At 71.9% G+C, this 16745-nt stretch carries 17 protein-coding genes; 5 read left to right on the forward strand and 12 right to left on the reverse strand.

Features of this window, described 5'->3' with window-relative positions:
• Positions 1-309: 309 nt before the first annotated feature.
• Entirely contained in the window at positions 310-981 is a 672-nt protein-coding gene (locus RM779_RS19595; protein ID WP_311619041.1) for a DNA-3-methyladenine glycosylase, read from the reverse strand.
• Positions 978-1421 carry a barstar family protein gene (locus RM779_RS19600; RefSeq protein WP_311619042.1) on the reverse strand — a complete coding sequence of 148 codons (444 nt, stop codon included), beginning with the start codon at positions 1419-1421 and terminating at the stop codon, positions 978-980. The genes RM779_RS19595 and RM779_RS19600 overlap by 4 nt, the downstream gene beginning before the upstream one ends.
• An 86-nt stretch (positions 1422-1507) precedes the next feature.
• On the opposite strand from RM779_RS19600, the gene RM779_RS19605 reads away from it, so the two are divergent.
• Both RM779_RS19605 and RM779_RS19610 read left to right on the forward strand, forming a co-directional pair.
• Positions 1508-2047: a YbhB/YbcL family Raf kinase inhibitor-like protein gene (locus tag RM779_RS19605; protein WP_311619043.1), complete on the forward strand. Its 540-nt coding sequence runs from the start codon at positions 1508-1510 to the stop codon at positions 2045-2047.
• A gap of 129 nt (positions 2048-2176) precedes the next feature.
• Entirely contained in the window at positions 2177-2692 is a 516-nt protein-coding gene (locus tag RM779_RS19610) for an HNH endonuclease (protein ID WP_077062207.1), read from the forward strand.
• An 87-nt stretch (positions 2693-2779) separates the two neighbouring features.
• On the opposite strand, the gene RM779_RS19615 is transcribed toward RM779_RS19610, so the two are convergent.
• From RM779_RS19615 to RM779_RS19625, 3 genes are all read right to left on the reverse strand, one after another.
• Entirely contained in the window at positions 2780-3739 is a 960-nt protein-coding gene (locus RM779_RS19615) for an SPFH domain-containing protein (RefSeq protein WP_311619044.1), read from the reverse strand.
• Between the two features lie 59 nt (positions 3740-3798).
• Positions 3799-4221: an NfeD family protein gene (locus RM779_RS19620; RefSeq protein ID WP_311619045.1), complete on the reverse strand. Its 423-nt coding sequence runs from the start codon at positions 4219-4221 to the stop codon at positions 3799-3801.
• 61 nt (positions 4222-4282) lie between these two features.
• Entirely contained in the window at positions 4283-5074 is a 792-nt protein-coding gene (locus RM779_RS19625) for an ABC transporter ATP-binding protein (protein ID WP_311619046.1), read from the reverse strand.
• Positions 5075-5182: 108 nt separating this feature from the next.
• Between RM779_RS19625 and RM779_RS19630 the strand changes: the two genes are divergently transcribed.
• Positions 5183-5989: a hypothetical protein gene (locus RM779_RS19630; protein ID WP_311619047.1), complete on the forward strand. Its 807-nt coding sequence runs from the start codon at positions 5183-5185 to the stop codon at positions 5987-5989.
• 90 nt (positions 5990-6079) lie between these two features.
• Here the strand turns inward: RM779_RS19630 and RM779_RS19635 are convergent, their stop codons facing one another.
• The 5 genes from RM779_RS19635 to RM779_RS19655 form a co-directional block, all read right to left on the reverse strand.
• Positions 6080-6319, reverse strand: coding sequence for a chaplin (locus tag RM779_RS19635; RefSeq protein WP_311619048.1), 240 nt, complete (start codon positions 6317-6319; stop codon positions 6080-6082).
• Between the two features lie 151 nt (positions 6320-6470).
• Positions 6471-6710 carry a chaplin family protein gene (locus RM779_RS19640; protein WP_311619049.1) on the reverse strand — a complete coding sequence of 80 codons (240 nt, stop codon included), beginning with the start codon at positions 6708-6710 and terminating at the stop codon, positions 6471-6473.
• 169 nt (positions 6711-6879) lie between these two features.
• Entirely contained in the window at positions 6880-7521 is a 642-nt protein-coding gene (locus RM779_RS19645) for a response regulator transcription factor (RefSeq protein ID WP_311619050.1), read from the reverse strand.
• The gene (locus RM779_RS19650; RefSeq protein ID WP_311619051.1) at positions 7514-8662 is read right to left on the reverse strand and encodes a GAF domain-containing sensor histidine kinase; all 1149 of its coding nucleotides are present in this window, start codon (positions 8660-8662) and stop codon (positions 7514-7516) included. The genes RM779_RS19645 and RM779_RS19650 overlap by 8 nt, the downstream gene beginning before the upstream one ends.
• 188 nt (positions 8663-8850) lie before the next feature.
• Positions 8851-11361, reverse strand: a complete 2511-nt coding sequence (locus RM779_RS19655) for an FHA domain-containing protein (protein WP_311619052.1) — start codon at positions 11359-11361, stop codon at positions 8851-8853.
• Between the two features lie 232 nt (positions 11362-11593).
• Here RM779_RS19655 and serB point away from each other — a divergent pair, with 232 nt between their 5' ends.
• On the forward strand, positions 11594-12829 hold the full coding sequence (gene serB, locus RM779_RS19660; protein WP_311619053.1) for a phosphoserine phosphatase SerB: 1236 nt from the start codon (positions 11594-11596) through the stop codon (positions 12827-12829).
• Here the strand turns inward: serB and RM779_RS19665 are convergent.
• Positions 12789-13799: a helix-turn-helix transcriptional regulator gene (locus RM779_RS19665; RefSeq protein ID WP_311619054.1), complete on the reverse strand. Its 1011-nt coding sequence runs from the start codon at positions 13797-13799 to the stop codon at positions 12789-12791. The two genes, serB and RM779_RS19665, sit on opposite strands and share 41 nt — an antisense overlap.
• Before the next feature lie 62 nt (positions 13800-13861).
• On the opposite strand from RM779_RS19665, the gene RM779_RS19670 reads away from it, so the two are divergent.
• Positions 13862-16129, forward strand: coding sequence for an excinuclease ABC subunit UvrA (locus tag RM779_RS19670; RefSeq protein ID WP_311619055.1), 2268 nt, complete (start codon positions 13862-13864; stop codon positions 16127-16129).
• A 73-nt stretch (positions 16130-16202) separates the two neighbouring features.
• Here the strand turns inward: RM779_RS19670 and RM779_RS19675 are convergent, their stop codons facing one another.
• Entirely contained in the window at positions 16203-16721 is a 519-nt protein-coding gene (locus RM779_RS19675; RefSeq protein ID WP_311619056.1) for a SixA phosphatase family protein, read from the reverse strand.
• Between the last annotated feature and the right edge of the window lie 24 nt (positions 16722-16745).

Here is a 16745-nt window from a genome sequence, read left to right on the forward strand (position 1 = left end):
AAGACCAAGAAACCATCTCGGCCCACAAAACATTGGCGTTGACTTTTGGCACGCTGTTGAGTTCTCAAGGAACGGACGCTTCCATCGAATCCCTCTCAGGACCCTCCGGGCGCTTCCCTTCGCTGTGCCCACTACGTTAGCCGACTTCCTGGCTATTTCCTAATCCGTTCCCGTCGGACTGTTTTCGGGGAACCCGAAAGACCTCTGACGAGGGAAGTCAATGCTGAAACAGTGGATCGCCCGCGGAGCGCTTCCAGCTTGCCATCGGCCGCTGTAGTGCTGTGTCCGTCTCAGGCGACTCGACCAACGTTACGACTCAGGCCGCGACGCGTCAAGTCGCTTCCCCCGGCGCCTCGGCTGGTGTGCCCGGTAGGGGCTGACCGACGGGTCGTCGGTGACCCAGAACCGCCAGGGGTGGACGGCTCCTTCACCGCCGACGCCGGTGCGCGGGCCGCTGCTCACCTCCGCGCGCGGAACGGGCGAGCCGTGCAGGACGCGCAGGTCCGCCGCCGCCCGCCCGCCGCACACGTCGGTGCCGTCCATCGTGCGGTCGACGTCGAGCGCCGTCGCCAAGCGGGCCGGGCCCCGGGCGAGTTCCGCGTCGTTGCGGGCCTTCGGCCGGCGCCGGCGGGCCAGCTCCGCGCCCGAAATGATCTCCCCCGCGCGCAGCAGCACACCGCTCGCATGGCCGGCGGGCCCGCAGACCAGGTTCATGCAGTGCCACATGCCGTACGTGAAGTAGACGTAGGTGTGGCCGGGCGGGCCGTACATCGTCGCGTTCCGCTCGGTGCGGCCACGGTAGGCGTGGGAGCCCGGGTCGACCTCGCCCGCGTACGCCTCGACCTCGGTCAGGCGCAGGCGGATCTCCCCGTCCGGCAGCCTCCGGACCAGCGTTCTGCCGAGCAGGTCGGGCGCCACGTCGAGTACGGGGCGGTCGAAGAAGCCGCGGGGCAGCGGGGCGGCGGTCGAGTCGATCGTCATTCCTGGTCCAGCAACACGGTCATCGGGATTCGGCGGGTCCGCCAGTGGGTGACGGCCTCCTCGACGACAGGCCGTGCCGCCGCGCCGACGTCGGGCGCGGTCCGCATCAGCACCTCCCAGCCGGTCGCGATCAGCAGGTAGCCGCGGGGAGCACCCCACCAGGAGAGGTCGGTGAGGCAGTCCTGGAGGGCGTCCCAATTGCGGCCGAACCAGTCGGGCAGCTCCAGCGCCTCCGCGCAGGCGTCGAGGAACGAGAACTTGTCGGTGACGTCCGCGAGCGGGAGAACCGCGGCGTGCCAGTGCGCGCGGGCGGCCAGGCGCACCGCGTCGGCCGCCGCGTCCCCGCGGCCGGCGCCCGGCCAGCGGTAGACGCCGGGGGGAGTCGTTCCGTCGAGGATGCGGGCGACCGCGCCCTCCGGCAGATCTCGGTGGCTGCTCATCGTCCCCTCTCCTGCTGACTAGGCTAACGCCGGCAGCGATCCTCCCCGCGTGAGCGGGAGGTACCCCCCGATCAGGAGGTTCCTTCATGTCCGAGCTTCGGCGGCGTCCGCTTCCCCACGACTTCCACCCGCCGGTGGCCTCGTTCACCGTGCTCAGCGACGATGTGGCGGACGGAGGGCGGCTGGCGGACGCCCAGGTGTTCGCGGCCGGCAACGTCTCGCCCCACCTGCGCTGGGCCGATGCCCCCGAGGGCACCAGGAGCTTCGCGGTCACCTGTTACGACCCGGACGCGCCGACCGGCAGCGGGTTCTGGCACTGGGTGGTCTTCAACATTCCCGCCGAGGTGTCCGAGCTGCCGGCCGGTGCGGGCAGCGGCGAGAAGCGGGGGCTGCCCGCGGGGGCCGTCCACGTGCGCAACGACTACGGGACGCGGGACTTCGGCGGCGCCGCGCCGCCGGCGGGCGACGGCCCGCACCGTTACGTCTTCACCGTGTACGCCGTGGACACCGATCAGTTGGGGCCCGACGAGAACGCGACGCCCGCGCAGGTCGGTTTCATGCTGCGGTTCCACGCCGTCGGGCGGGCGCAGCTGATCGGCGAGTACGAAGTCCCGGCGGAGGACTGACCCGGCCGCGGCGCCGTCACCTCCCGTTCGCCTCCTCTCCCCGGGAAATTGCATTGTCCGTCCGACGGGCCCCGGGCACAGTTGAAGCGGCCCGCCACGGGGCGGGGGACGGAACGGGAGGTGGGCGGGATGCGGCAGACCCTTGTGCTCAACGCGAGCTACGAGCCGTTGTCGACGGTGTCCCTGCGGCGCGCTGTGGTCCTGGTGATCCAGCACAAGGCCGTCGTGGAGCACGCCCATCCGGGGCTGCGGGTCCGCGCCGCCGCGGTCGACCTGCCCGTGCCGCAGGTGATCCGGCTGCGGCGCTTCGTCAAGGTCCCGTTCCGACAACGGGCGCCGTGGTCGCGGCGCGGCGTGCTGGTGCGCGACCGGCACCGGTGCGCGTACTGCGGCCGGCGGGCGACGACGATCGACCACGTGGTGCCGCGTTCGCACGGCGGTGGGGACACCTGGCTGAACACGGTCGCGGCCTGCTCCGAGGACAATCACCGGAAGGCCAACCGGACCCCGGCGCAGGCGGGGATGCGGCTGCTGGCCCCGCCGTTCGAGCCGACGCCCGCCGATGCGCTGCTGCTGGCGGTCGGGGCGCAGGACGGCGATCTGCTGCCGGAGTGGCTGGCGCTGCCTGGCGCCGCCTCGGCCTGAGAACGGTGGGAACGTGCCGATGCCCGGCCCCGGACACATCCGGGGCCGGGCATCGGCACGTTCGCAGGGCTGTTCGGTGCGAGGGTGCTACTCGATGCGCGGCTGCTCGCGGCGCGGGGGCTTGCCGAGTGCGGAGGCACCGCCGTCGTCCGGGCCGCTGCCGCCGCCGTTGGGTGTCGTGATCCGGCTCAGGTTGCCGCCGAGGCCCTTGAGCGCCTCGCCGATCTCGCTGGGCACGATCCACAGTTTGTTGGAGTCGCCCTCGGCGATCTTCGGCAGCATCTGCACGTACTGGTACGAGAGCAGCTTCTGGTCGGCGTCGCCGGCGTGGATGGCCTCGAACACCGTGCGGATCGCCTGGGCCTCGCCCTCGGCGCGCAGCGCGGCGGCCTTCGCGTCACCCTCGGCACGCAGGATCTCCGACTGCTTGGCGCCCTCGGCCTGAAGGATCTCGGACTGGCGGACACCCTCGGCCTGGAGGATCGCCGCGCGCTTGTCGCGGTCGGCGCGCATCTGCTTCTCCATCGAGTCCTGGATGGAGGTGGGCGGCTCGATGGCCTTCAGCTCGACGCGGTTGACACGGATGCCCCACTTGCCGGTCGCCTCGTCCAGGACGCCGCGGAGTGCCGCGTTGATCTCCTCGCGGGAGGTCAGGGTCCGTTCCAGGTCCATGCCGCCGATGATGTTCCGCAGGGTGGTGACGGTGAGCTGCTCGATGGCCTGGATGTAGTTCGACACCTCGTAGGTGGCGGCTCTGGCGTCGGTCACCTGGTAGTAGATGACGGTGTCGATGTTCACCACGAGGTTGTCCTGGGTGATCACCGGCTGCGGCGGGAACGGCACGACCTGCTCGCGGAGGTCGATGCGGTTGCGGATGCGGTCGATGAACGGCACGACGATGTTGAGGCCGGCGTTCAGCGTCCGGGTGTAGCGGCCGAAGCGCTCGACGATGGCGGCGCTTGCCTGCTGGATGACCTGAATGGTCTGGACCAGCGCGATGACGACCAGCACCACCAGGATGACCAGCACGATGATGATGGCGTCCATCGTGTACTCCCCCTGCGACTAGACGAGTTGGAACAATTGTCGATGAGGCGACCGGGTCATCACATCACGACGGCGGTGGCCCCGTCGATTTCGACGACGCTGACCTGGCTTCCGGGCTCGTAGGCGTCGCCCTCGCCCAGTGCCCGGGCGGACCAGACCTCGCCCGCGAGCTTGATCCGCCCGTTGGTGGCGTCGACCCGCTCCAGCACGACGGCCGACTTGCCCATCAGCGCGTCCGGACCCGATCTGAGCGCGGGCGGCTGCACGCGGGAACGGCGGGCGATGGGACGTACCACCAGAATGAGAGCGGTGGAGACGACGGCGAACACGACGACCTGAATCACGACGCTGTCGGTCACACCGGCCGTGAGGGCACCGGCGACGGCGCCCGCGGCGAGCATGCCCAGCTCGGGCATCGCAGTCAGGACGAGTGCGATCGAAAATCCTCCGGCGGCGATCAGCCACCACACCCAGAAGTCCACCAACTCATGGTAGAACCGCGGGCACGCTGCGGAACAGGCCCGGTGCCGTGTCCGCGGAAGCTCAGCCGAGCGGGAGGCCGTGGGCCGTCCAGCGGTCGCCCTGGCGCTCGACGATGAGCGGCAGGCCGAAGCAGTGCGAAAGGTTCGCCGAGGTGAGCACGGAATCGACGGGCCCGGCGGCGAGAACCTTGCCCTGACGGATGAGCAGCACGTGGGTGAAGCCCGGCGCGATCTCCTCGACGTGGTGCGTCACCATGATCATCGAAGGCGCGTACGGGTCGCGGGCCAGGCGGCCGAGGCGCCGCACCAGGTCCTCACGGCCGCCGAGGTCGAGCCCGGCGGCGGGCTCGTCGAGGAGCAGCAGCTCGGGGTCCGTCATCATGGCCCGCGCGATCTGCGTGCGCTTGCGTTCCCCCTCGGAGAGCGTGCCGAATCTGCGGTCCAGGTACTCGTTCATACCGAGCCGGTCGAGGAACGCGCGGGCGCGCTGCTCGTCGACGTCGTCGTACTCCTCCTGCCAGCCGGCGGTCATGCCGTAGGCGGCCGTCAGCACGGTCTGGAGAACGGTCTGGCGGCGGGAGAGCTTGTCGGCGAGCGCGCTGCTGGCCATGCCGATGCGCGGGCGCAGCTCGAAGACGTCGACGGCGCCGAGCTTCTCGCCGAGGATGCCGACGGCGCCCGAGGTCGGGAAGAGATAGCTGGACGCCAGGTTGAGCAGGGTGGTCTTACCCGCTCCGTTCGGCCCGAGGACGATCCAGCGCTCCCCCTCGGCGACGGACCAGGAGACCTTGTCCACCAGCGACCGGCCTTCGCGGACCACGGATACGTCCACCAGCTCCAGTACATCGCTCATGCGCGCGGTCTCTCCCCTTGCAGTCGCTGTCAGACAAAACCTACGCCACCGCCGCCGGACCCCGATCGTCAGGAGGCTCGTTGGGCCTACTTCCCTAAGGTAGAGGGCATGCTGGATGAACCTCGTGCGGGGCGCCTTGCTGCGTGGGGCAATGCGCTGTTCGCCGGACTTGTCTCACCGGACGACGCCGCGCTCAGAGCCGTGGGCGCCGATACGGTCCACCGCGTCGCCGGTTTGCCGGATGAACCTGGCGTGGTCGGGTTGACGCTCGCGTTCGGCAGGCTGCGGGCGCTGGGGGTGGCCGGGCTGCGCATCGCGCTGCCCGCGCCGGGTCACCCGCTGGGGCTGAGCGGCCCCGCGGAGTTCAACGCCGCGGCGATGGAGGCGGGCGAGGCGGTGGTGTGCCCCGGCCCCGGTCTCGGTCTCGTGCCGGAGGTCATGGCGGCCGGGCCCGCCGGTGACGTGCTGACCGAGGTGGTGTGGCGCTGCCTGCCGGTGCGGCAGGCGCCACCCGCGGACGTGCCTTCGCTCGGCGACGCGGAACGGGAGCTGTCCGAGGTCCTGCGGGAGGCGACCGAGGCGCTGACGCGCCTCGACGTCGCCGGGGCGGGGCCGATGGCGCTGACACGCCTTGAGGCATACCGCGCGCGGATGGAGCGGGGGCGGCAGCTGCTGGCGCCCGGGTACCCGCCGCGGGCGGTGCGGGTGCTCGAACTGGCGCAGCGCGTCGGGGCGCTGGTGGAGATCGCGGACGACACGGCGGGCGATGAGCGGCTGGCCCACGGCGCCGCGGTCAGCGCCGCGCAGATCGCGGAACGGGACCGGCTGCTGCGCCAGGTGGAGCGGGCCGCCCGCCGGGCGCGGGTCGCGTCGTACAACGCGTACGCCGAGGAGCTGGAGCGGCAGCGGGGCTGAGCGGGGCGGGGCGGACGCGCAGGACCCCCGGCGCGCGGCACCGTGCGGTGACCTGCGCGACGGGGGTCCTGTCGCGGGGAGGGGCCGGTGTCAGCCGACGACGGCGGCGTTGCCGAACGTCGAGTTGAGCAGGCCGACCACATTGATCGAATTGCCCACCGCGGTGACGGGGAGGTTGATGGGCAACTGGACAACGTTGCCCGAGGCGACGCCGGGCGAGGCGGCGGCCTGGCCGCCGGCGTTCGCCTCGGCGGCGGCGGTGCCTGCGGCCGTACCCGTCACGGCGCCGGCGGCGACCAGTACGAGAGCGGCCCTCTTGGCAGTGTGCATGGTTGCGGTCCTCCTGGATTGCTGTGCCGCGGCCCCGGTGACGGGGCCGCACGCTGCACAACGCACAGGCCGAACGCGCGGTACGGGCGGGCTGCCCGTTACGCACGTTCGGCCCAGCGTGCCGTCAGGCACCGCGGAGGTCGGCGGTGACTCAGCCGACCAGGCTGCTGTTGCCGAACACCGGGTTGAGAACGCCGATGACGTTCACCGAGTTGCCGTTGACGGTCACCGGCACGTTCACCGGGACCTCGACGACATTGCCCGAGGCGACACCCGGGGAGTTGAGGGCCGTGCCCACGGCGCCCGCGTGGGCGGAGGCGACACCGGCGCCGGCGGCGGCGATGCCCCCGGCCATGAGGGTGACGGCGGCGGCCTTCTTGAGGTTCTTCACTGTCCAGACCTTCCTTGCACGATGCCGCGGCCATCCGCCGCGGCGTGCCCTGGACAACGGCCGTGCGGCCGGAACGTTGCGCCGATCGGGTTACTTCACACGACCGTATGAACTTGGGCCGGGAAGGCAACGTGCGGTGCGAAGAAGCCCGTTGTTTGGGGTAACGGGGTCAGTCGGAGATTCCGTGCCGGACCGCCCACAGCGCAGCCTGGGTGCGGTCGGCCAGGTCCAGCTTCATGAGGATGTTCGACACATGGGTCTTCACGGTTTTCTCGGAGAGCACCAGGGCACGGGCGATTTCGCGGTTGGAGCGCCCGCGGGCGATCAGTGCCAGGACTTCGCGTTCCCTGTCGGTGAGCGAGCCCGCCCGGCCGCCGCCGGTGCCGGACTCCTCCTGCGCCAGCAGGGCGTCGGCCACCTCGGACTGGAGCAGCACGTGCCCCGCGTGCACGGAGCGGATCGCGCCGGCCAGCGCGTCGGGGTCGATGTCCTTGTGGACGTAGCCGGCGGCCCCGGCACGCAGCGCGGGGACCACGGTGCGGCGCTCGGTGAAGCTGGTCACGACGAGCACGCGGGCGGGGTTGCCCAGCTCACCGAGTCTGCGCAGGGCCTCGACGCCGTCGGTGCCCGGCATCTTGACGTCCATGAGGATGACGTCGGGCCGCAGCTCCCCGGCCAGCTCGACGCCGGCGGCGCCGTCGGCGGCCTCGCCGACGACGTCGATGTCGTCCTGGACCTCCAGGAAGGTGCGCAGACCGCGGCGCACGACCTGGTGGTCGTCGACGAGCAGTACACGGATGGCGTCAGCCAACGGGGACCTCCATCTCGATGACGGTGCCCTTTCCGGGCGCCGATTCCACGATCAGATTGCCGCTCACCGCGGCGGCCCGGTCGCGCATGGAGACCAGGCCCAGGTGCCGGCCCGCGGTGCGTACGGCCGACGGGTCGAAGCCCGAGCCGTCGTCGGTGACGCGCAGGACGGCGTCCAGGCCGCGCCGGAAGAGGGTGACCTCGACGTGCCGGGGTGCGGCGTGCCGCAGCGCGTTGTGCAGCGCTTCCTGGGACACGCGCAGCAGCGCTTCCTCGTGGGCGGCGGGCAGCGCCCTGAGGTCGCGGCAGTCGAAGGTGACGCGGGCCGGGTGGGCGCGGTCGAGCACCTGGATCTGGGCGCGGAGGGTGGCGACGAGGCCGTCCTCGTCGAGGGCGGCGGGGCGCAGTTCGATGACGGCGGCGCGCAGTTCGTCGGCGGCCTCGGCGGCGAGGGCGGTGACCTGGCGCAGCTCGTTCCTGGCGCGGGCGGGGTCGCGCTCGACGAGGGCGGCGGCGGCCTGGGCGGTGAGTCGGAGGGAGAACAGCTTCTGGGAGACGGCATCGTGCAGTTCGTGGGCGAGCCTGGCGCGCTCGTCGGCGATGGTGAGTTCCCTGCTGCGCTCGTAGAGCCGGGCGTTGGTGAGGGCGATGGCGGCGTGCTCGGCGAGGAGGCTCAGCAGTTCCTCGTCCTCGGCGGTGAAGGCGCACGCGCCCGGCTTGCGGCGGCCGGGCGGGCAGCGCTTGTTGGCGAGGAAGAGGGCCCCCAGGATCTCGACCCCGTCGGCGATCGGCATGCCGAGGAAGTCCGACATCTCGGGGTGCGCGGACGGCCAGCCCTCGAAGCGGGGGTCGAGGCGGACGTCGGCGAGGCGGACGGGATTGCCGTCGTGGAGCATGGCGGCGAGGATGCCGTGCTGGCGGGGCAGGGGCCCGATGGCCTTCCACTGCCGGTCGCTGACGCCCGCCACGAAAAACTGGGCGAAGCCGCCGTTCCCGTCGGGAATGCCGAGGGCGGCGTAGCGGGCGTCCAGCAGCTCGCGGGCGGAGGCGACGATCGTCTGGAGGACGTCGCGCACCTGGAGCGTGCGGTTCATGGCGAGCAGGGCGGCGCTCACGGCTGCCAGCCCGGATCTGGGGCCCATGGGGAGACCGTAGCGCGCCGGGCGGCGGCCCCGGATCGGGCCACGGCCGGTGGGTACGTGCGGCGGTGGGACTACGACCTGGGACCTGGGACCCGGGGACCGGGGGCGTACCGGGGCGGGGCGCCGGACGTGGCGGCGGCGGGCGCCCCGTCGGGGTGCCCGCCGCCTCGGACCGCTGTCCGCGGGGGTTACTTGCGCATGACCTCGGGCTCGTGCCGCCGGAGGAACTTCATGACCAGGTAGCCGCAGACGACGCCGATGACGACGAGCATCGTCACGTCGAGCATCCAGTAGCCGGCCTCGTGTTTCCAGATGGGGTCGGGGTCGGTGTCGCCGGTGGGCGAGGCGGTGAGGACGTTGAGGTCGACGGTGGTGCCGGTCCCGGCCAGGGCCCAGCGGGAGGGCATCAGCCAGGCCAGCTGCTCGACGCCGAGGCTGCCGTGGACCTGGAAGAGGGAGCCGGTGAACACCAGCTGGACCACGGAGATCATGACCAGCAGGGGCATGGTCATCTCGGAGGTGCGGACCAGGGCGGAGATGAGGAGGCCGATCATCATGGAGGTGCAGCCCAGGACCATGAGGACCATGGTCATCTCCAGAGCCGGGGCGTCCTCGAAGATCACGCCCTCCATGGGCATATCCCGCGGCATGAAGCCGATCAGACTGAGGATCGCGCCCTGGAGCACGGTGACGATGCCGAGCACGAAGACCTTCGACATCAGGTAGGCGGACCGGGAGAGGCCCACGGCGCGTTCGCGCTCGTAGATGACGCGTTCCTTGATGAGCTCGCGGACCGCGTTGGCCGAGCCGGTGAAGCACATACCGACGACGAGGATGAGCAGGATGATGCTCGCGTCGCCGTTGCGCCCCCCGTTCTCCGCCGTGCCGTAGCCGAGGCCGTCGTCGGCGGGGATGAAATTGCTGACCACCCCCAGGACGACGGGCAGGGCGAGGGTCAGCCCCAGGAAGCCCTTGTCGGCGATGATCACCGCGGCGTAGCGGCGCATCAGGGTCAGCACCTGGGAGCTCCAGCTCTGCGCCTTCTGCTGGTCCGCGGCCATCGGCTGGAAGTGCGAGGCCTGCGCCTGTACGGCGTCGAGGTCCGCGGCGTACATCTGGTAGTGCTGCGAGCCGCGCCAGCGGCCCATCCAGTCGTAGTCGCGGTAGTTCTCGAAGGCCGAGAAGACGTCGGCCCAGGTTTCGTAACCGAAGAAGTTCAGCGCCTCGTCCGGCGGGCCGAAATAGGCGACGCCGCCGCCGGGGGCCATCACCAGCACGCGGTCGCACAGGCCGAGTTCGGCGACGGAGTGGGTGACGACCAGGACGGTGCGGCCGTCGTCCGCGAGGCCGCGCAGCAGCTGCATGACGTCGCGGTCCATGCCCGGGTCGAGGCCGGATGTGGGCTCGTCCAGGAAGATCAGCGACGGCTTGGTCAGCAGTTCCAGGGCGACGGAGACGCGCTTGCGCTGACCGCCGGAGAGGGAGGAGATCCGCTTCTCGGCGTGGTGGCTGAGCTTCAGCTCCGCGAGGACTTCCTCCACGCGGGCGTCGCGCTCGGCGTCCGCGACGTCGCCGGGGAAGCGGAGCTTCGCGGCCAGCCGGAGGGCCTGCCTGACCTGGAGCGCCGTGTGCAGGATGTCGTCCTGCGGGACGAGGCCGATGCGGTGGCGCAGCTCGGCGAAGTGGGTGTAGAGGTTCCTGTGGTCGTACAGGACCTCGCCGTAGGTCGCCGGGCGGTAGCCGGTCAGGGCCCGCAGCAGCGTGGACTTGCCCGAGCCCGAGGGGCCGATGACGCCGACCAGGGACTTCTCCGGCACGCCGAAGGAGACGTCGTTCAGGATGGTCGTCTGGCCGTTGTTGACCTGGACGGTGAGGTGGCGGGCGGAGAAGGAGACCTCACCGGTGTCGACGTACTCCTGGAGCTGGTTGCCGACGAGCCGGAACGTGGAGTGGCCGATGCCGACCGTGTCGTTCTGCCCGATGTAGCGACGGCCGTTCTTCGGCAGCTGCTGGCCGCTGACGTAGGTGCCGTTGTGGCTGCCGAGGTCGTGGATCTCGAAGCGGCCGTCGGGGTGCGCGAGGAACTCCGCGTGGAAGCGGGAGACCTGGAGGTCGGACACGACCAGCTCGTTCTCCAGCGCACGGCCGATCCTGGTGACCTGGCCGACGGCGAGCTGGTGGAGGCTGGTGGCGCCGCGGTCGTTCCCGCCGTACCCCTGCTGCTGGGACGGCTGCTGCTGGGGGGCGTACTGCTGATGCTGCTGCTGGTGGTGCGGCATCTGGTGCGGCATCTGGTGCTGCGGTGGCACGGCGGGCTGGTGCGGCGCCATCGCCGGCGGCTGCCCGGCCATGGCGGCGGCCGGGGGGTCGAACGCGGCGGTGTGCTGCTGCTGATGCGGTATCTGCGCGGCGCCCGAGAAGGTGAGGCGCGGTCCGTCGTTGGCGTTGCCCAGGTGCACCACCGTGCCCGGGCCGAGCGCGGTCTGCTGCACGCGCTGCCCCTGCACGTACGTGCCGTTGGTGCTGCCGTGGTCCTCCACCACCCAGCCCTGGCCGCTCCAGCGCACCGTGGCGTGCCGCCAGGAGACACGGGAATCCTGGAGGACGAGATCGCCCTGCGGGTCCCTGCCGAGTCGGTATGACCGGGTGGGGTCCAACGTCCAGGTTTGTCCGTTCAATTCGAGTACGAGTTCCGGCACTCCAAGCCCCACAAAGTTGTCCCCCGAATAGATCTCCGCCCGGAGATCTAGGGATGTTTGACCATCGTGCGGGGAACTATTCCAGGCTCGGGCCGTCAACGGGAACCCGCCCCCCGAAAGTCACCAAGCTGGTGCACAGCGTCAGCGGCTCCGTGACGTTCATCTCCGCGTCGTGTCCAGGGGCCGGACGGGACACTCTGCCGATACCGGGAACGGCTACCGTGGAAGCACCATGACCCTTGCACATACGGCCGAGGCGCCCGGGGAAGATGCCCCCACCCTGCTGGTGAAAATCTTCGGCAAGGACCGGCCCGGCCTCACCGCGGGCCTGCTGCGGACCCTGGCCGGCTTCGCGGTGGACGTCGTGGACCTGGAGCAGGTCGTCACCCGGGGCAGGATCACGCTGTGCGCGCTGGTCACCGCGCCAGGGCAGGGGCAGGGGCAGGCGGCGGGCACCGAGGGTGAGCTGCGCGCCACCGTGCACTCGTGGGCCGAGTCGGTGGGACTCCAGGCGGAGATCATCTCCGGCATGGGGGACAACCCGGCGCGCGGTGTCGGCCGCTCCCACGTCACCGTGCTGGGCAATCCGCTGACCGCCGAGGTGACCGCCGCCATCGCGGCGCGGATAACGGCGGCGGGCGGCAATATCGACCGGATCAACCGGTTGGCGAAGTACCCGGTGACCGCGGTCGAGTTCGACGTGTCGGGGGTGCCCACCGAGCAGTTGCGTACCGAGCTGGCCACCGAGGCCGCCGCGCGGTCGGTCGACGTCGCGGTGGTGGCCTCGGGACTCCAGCGGCGGGCCCCGCGCCTGGTGGTGATGGACGTGGACTCCACGCTCATCAGGGACGAGGTGATCGAGCTGTTCGCGGCGCACGCGGGCTGCGAGGAGCAGGTCGCCGCGGTGACGGCGGCGGCGATGCGGGGCGAGCTCGACTTCGAGGAGTCGCTGCACGCGCGGGTGGCGCTGCTGGCCGGTCTTGACGAGTCGGTCGTGGACAAGGTCCGCGCCGAGGTCACGCTGACGCCTGGGGCCCGCACCCTCATCCGGACGCTGAAACGTCTCGGCTGCCAGGTCGGCGTCGTCTCCGGCGGGTTCACGCAGGTCACGGACGGCTTGCAGGAGCATCTGGGGCTCGACTTCGCCGCGGCGAACACGCTGGAGATCGTCGAAGGCAAGCTGACCGGCCGGGTGACCGGACCGATCGTGGACCGGCCGGCCAAGGCGCGGCTGCTGCGCGCCTTCGCCGCGCGGGCGGGCGTTCCGCTGTCGCGGACGGTGGCGATCGGCGACGGGGCGAACGACCTGGACATGCTGAACGCCGCCGGCCTCGGCGTCGCGTTCAACGCCAAGCCGCTGGTACGGGAGGCGGCGCACACCGCGGTGACCGTGCCGTTCCTCGACACCGTGCTCTACCTGCTGGGGATCACCCGGGAGGAAGTCGAGGCCGCGGACGCCCAGGGCTGACGCCGCGGGCGACGCGTTCGCTCATCGCCCGCATGAACGTGATCAGCTCGGGCGGGCTGTGCAGCTCCCAGGGCACGTCGAGGAGCGCGATGCGGCAGGCCAGCCAGTCCAGCGCGTCGCCGCCCGTGCGCAGCAGGCAGCGGTCCTCGCCCAGCGGCGTCAGCTCGCCGGTGCCCGCGGGCAGTGCGGCGGCGGCCCGTTCCAGCGGGGCGTGCAGGGTGAGGAGCGCCCGGTGGCGGGCGCGGTGGCTGACGATGGATTCGGAGACGAACGCGGCGGCGTCGGCGACCGGCAGTGGCCTGGGGCGGGCGCGGGCACCGGTGGCGGCCGGCCGCGTGAGCCGGTCGAGGCGGAAGCTGCGCCAGTCCTCTCGGTCGAGGTCCCAGGCGACGAGGTACCAGCGGCGTCCGTCGCTGACGAGCCGGTGAGGCTCGACGTGCCGCTCGGCGGGCTCCGCGGCCCGTTTGGCGTGGTAGCGGAAGCGGAGGCGTTCGCCGCGCCGGCAGGCGCCGGCGATGAGGACGAGGGCGTCGGGTGCGACGGCGTCGCGTTCGGCGGCGGGCAGGGCCGGTTCGCCGGTGAGTGGGAGGGTGGCCTCGTGGAGGGCGCGCACGCGCGGGCGCAGGCGGGTGGGCAGGACCTGCTCCAGTTTGGCCAGGGCGCGGGCGGAGCTGTCGGCGATGCCGGTGACGGAGCCCGCGGCGGCGGTGCGCAGGCCGACGGCCATGGCGACGGCCTCGTCGTCGTCGAGGAGCAGCGGCGGCATCGCGGTGCCCGCGGTGAGCCGGTAGCCGCCGGCGGAGCCGCGCGCGGAGCCGACGGGGTAGCCGAGGTCGCGCAGCCGCTCGATGTCGCGGCGGACGGTGCGCACGCTGACGCCGAGCCGCGCGGCCAGCTCGGGGCCCGTCCACTCGCGGGCGGTCTGGAGCAGGGAGAGCAGCTTCAGGAGGCGGGCGGCGGTGTCGTTCACCGTTTCATGGTCGCAGCGCATGCGGACATGTCCTGACCTGTTGGCCGCCTAGCGTCGGGGGCATGGCACGTCACAGAGGTATCCGGATCACCGGGGCGAGGACGCACAACCTGCGGGACGTCACGCTGGAGATCCCGCGGGATGCGATCACGGTATTCACGGGGGTGTCCGGTTCGGGCAAGTCGTCGGTGGTTTTCGACACGATCGCGGTCGAGTCGCAGCGGCAGTTGAACGAAACGTTCCCGTGGTTCGTGCGCAACCGCCTGCCGCGGTACGAGCGGCCGCTCGCGGACACCGTGACCGGGCTGACGCCCGCGGTCATCGTGGACCAGCGGCCGGTCGGCGGCAACGCGCGGTCCACCGTGGGGACGATGACCGACATCGGGTCCGCGCTGCGGGTGCTGTTCTCGCGGTGCGGCACGCCGGGCGCGGGCGAGGCGTCGGCGTACTCGTTCAACGACCCGCGCGGCATGTGCCCGGAGTGCGAAGGGCTCGGGCGGGCGCGGCAGGTGGACGTGGCGGCGCTGATCGACCGGAGGCGGACGCTGAACGAGGGGGCGCTGCGGTTCCCCGGGTTCCGGGTGGGCAGCTGGCAGTGGCAGATCTTCGCCAGGTCCGGGCTCTTCGACGCGGAGAAGCCGCTCAGGGACTTCACGGCCGAGGAATGGGAGCTGCTGCTGCACGGCAGCGGGTTCAAGGTTTCGCGCACGGGCGGCGTCGGCGTGCGCAACGGCAACACGTACGAGGGGCTGGTGCGGCGCTTCACCCGTTTGTACGTGAAGCGGGACCCGTCAGAGCTGCCCGAGGGGCTGAGGCATGCGGTCGAGCAGGTCGTCACGCGCGGGCCGTGCCAGGCGTGCGGCGGTGCCCGGCTGAACGAGGCGGCGCGGGCGACCCGCGTGCTGGGCCGTTCCCTGCCAGAGCTGGCCGCCATGGAGATCGGCGACCTGATCGGGGTGCTGCGCCGGGTGCGGGACCCGGTCGGGCGGCCGATCGCGCGCAGCGCCGTCGCGGGTCTGCGGCGGATCGAGGCGGTGGGGCTCGGGTACCTCAGCCTCGGCCGGGAGACGGCGACGCTGTCGGGCGGGGAGGGCCAGCGGCTGAAGACCGTGCGGCACCTCGGGTCCAGCCTCACCGGACTGACGTACGTGTTCGACGAACCGAGCATCGGGCTGCACCCCGGCGACGTGCACCGCCTGCTCGGGCTACTGCGGCAGCTGCGGGACCAGGGGAACACGGTGCTGGTGGTGGAACACGACCGGGATGTCGTCGCCATCGCGGACCACGTCATCGACATGGGGCCGGGCGCGGGCGGGAACGGCGGGGAGGTGGTGTTCGCGGGACCGGTCGCCGGGCTGCTGGCGGCGGACACCGCGACCGGACGGGCGCTGCGGCGCGGGGTGGTGCTGAAAGAACGGGTGCGCCGGCCGTCCGGCTGGCTGCCGGTGGAGGGGGCGCGGCTGAACAATCTGCGCGAGGTGTCGGTGCGGGTGCCGACCGGGGTGCTGACGGCGGTGACCGGGGTGGCGGGCTCGGGGAAGAGTTCGCTCATCCACGGGGAGCTGTGCGCGCGGCACCCGGAGGCGGTGGTGGTGGACCAGGCGCCGGTCGGGGCCTCGGCCAGGTCGACCCCCGCGACGTATCTGGGGATCTTCGACCAGGTGCGGAAGATCTTCTCCCGGGTGACGGGCGAGGCGCCGGGCCTGTTCAGCTTCAACTCGCGGGGCGCCTGCCCGCGGTGCCGCGGGCGGGGGGTGATCCACACGGACCTGGCCTACATGGACCCGGTCACCACGCGCTGCGCGGCCTGCGGCGGGCGGCGCTTCGTCGCTGAGGTGCTGGAGCACACGGTGCGCGGCAAGTCCGTCGCGGACGTGCTGGACTTCACCGCCGGGCAGGCGGCGGACTTCTTCGCCGACGAGCCGGGGCTCGCCCGTCCGCTGCGGTCGCTGGCCGAGGTGGGCCTGGACTATCTGGCGCTTGGGCAGCCGCTGGCCTCGCTTTCCGGCGGCGAGCGGCAGCGCGTGAAGCTGGCGGCCGAACTGCACCGTACCGGCGGCCTCTACGTGCTGGACGAGCCGACGACGGGGCTGCACCTGGCGGATGTGGCGGCGCTGGTGGCGTTGCTCGACCGGCTGGTGGCGGCGGGCAACACGGTTGTGGTGATCGAACACGACCTGGATGTGATCGCCGGTGCCGACTGGGTGATCGACCTGGGGCCCGGTGGGGGCAGGCGGGTCCTGTTCGAGGGACCGCCGGCCGTGCTGGCCGCGGCGGAGGGGCCGGCGACGGCGGAGCACCTGCGGCGGGCGCTGGGCGCGGTGCGGTAGCGGTGCAGCGACGCGTTAGCGGTGCGGTAGCGCCCCGGCGGCGCCGCGTGCGGGCGGGCCGCCGGGGGTGTCCTCAGTCGTGCGGCGTCCAGTAGGCGACGAGGCGGGCCGCGCCGTGCTCGGCCGACTTCCAGTCGCCGTTCAGGCTGAGCACGGCGAGGGCGGCGGTGGGGAAGCCGCCACGGTTCATCCGGGGGCGGGTATCGCCCTCGGACTCGCCCGCCAGGGCGTCGGCGAGTGCGTGGATGGACGGGTTGTGCCCGACGAGCATGAGGTCCGTGACCTGGTCGTCTGTTTCGTTGATGACGGCGATCAGTTCGCCGAGTGACGCCTCGTAGAGCCGCTCGTCATACACGGTCCTCGGGCGCTCGGGAAGCTCGGCGGCGCACAACTTCCAGGTCTCGCGAGCGCGGACGGCGGTGGAGCAGAGGGTCAGTTCGGGGTGGACGCCGGCGCCGGCGAGCCAGCGTCCGGCCACGGGGGCGTCCTTCCGGCCCCGCTCGGCGAGGGGCCGGTCGTGGTCGGACACCTGCGGCCAGTCGGCCTTGGCGTGTCGGAGGAGAATGATCCTTCGGGGAACATCGACGCTCATGTGCCCCAGCTTCGCACGAAAGGT

This window comes from Streptomyces johnsoniae (assembly GCF_031845565.1).
Lineage (GTDB): Bacteria > Actinomycetota > Actinomycetes > Streptomycetales > Streptomycetaceae > Streptomyces > Streptomyces johnsoniae.

Coding starts and splice junctions, on each gene's coding strand:
- RM779_RS19650 (WP_311619051.1), bottom strand. CDS start 8,662: ATGGGCCCCAGATCCGGGCTGGCAGCCGTGAGCGCCGCCCTGCTCGCC.
- RM779_RS19595 (WP_311619041.1), bottom strand. CDS start 981: ATGACGATCGACTCGACCGCCGCCCCGCTGCCCCGCGGCTTCTTCGAC.
- RM779_RS19630 (WP_311619047.1), top strand. CDS start 5,183: ATGCTGGATGAACCTCGTGCGGGGCGCCTTGCTGCGTGGGGCAATGCG.
- RM779_RS19670 (WP_311619055.1), top strand. CDS start 13,862: ATGGCACGTCACAGAGGTATCCGGATCACCGGGGCGAGGACGCACAAC.
- RM779_RS19615 (WP_311619044.1), bottom strand. CDS start 3,739: ATGGACGCCATCATCATCGTGCTGGTCATCCTGGTGGTGCTGGTCGTC.
- RM779_RS19600 (WP_311619042.1), bottom strand. CDS start 1,421: ATGAGCAGCCACCGAGATCTGCCGGAGGGCGCGGTCGCCCGCATCCTC.
- RM779_RS19625 (WP_311619046.1), bottom strand. CDS start 5,074: ATGAGCGATGTACTGGAGCTGGTGGACGTATCCGTGGTCCGCGAAGGC.
- RM779_RS19635 (WP_311619048.1), bottom strand. CDS start 6,319: ATGCACACTGCCAAGAGGGCCGCTCTCGTACTGGTCGCCGCCGGCGCC.
- RM779_RS19605 (WP_311619043.1), top strand. CDS start 1,508: ATGTCCGAGCTTCGGCGGCGTCCGCTTCCCCACGACTTCCACCCGCCG.
- RM779_RS19675 (WP_311619056.1), bottom strand. CDS start 16,721: ATGAGCGTCGATGTTCCCCGAAGGATCATTCTCCTCCGACACGCCAAG.
- serB (WP_311619053.1), top strand. CDS start 11,594: ATGACCCTTGCACATACGGCCGAGGCGCCCGGGGAAGATGCCCCCACC.
- RM779_RS19610 (WP_077062207.1), top strand. CDS start 2,177: ATGCGGCAGACCCTTGTGCTCAACGCGAGCTACGAGCCGTTGTCGACG.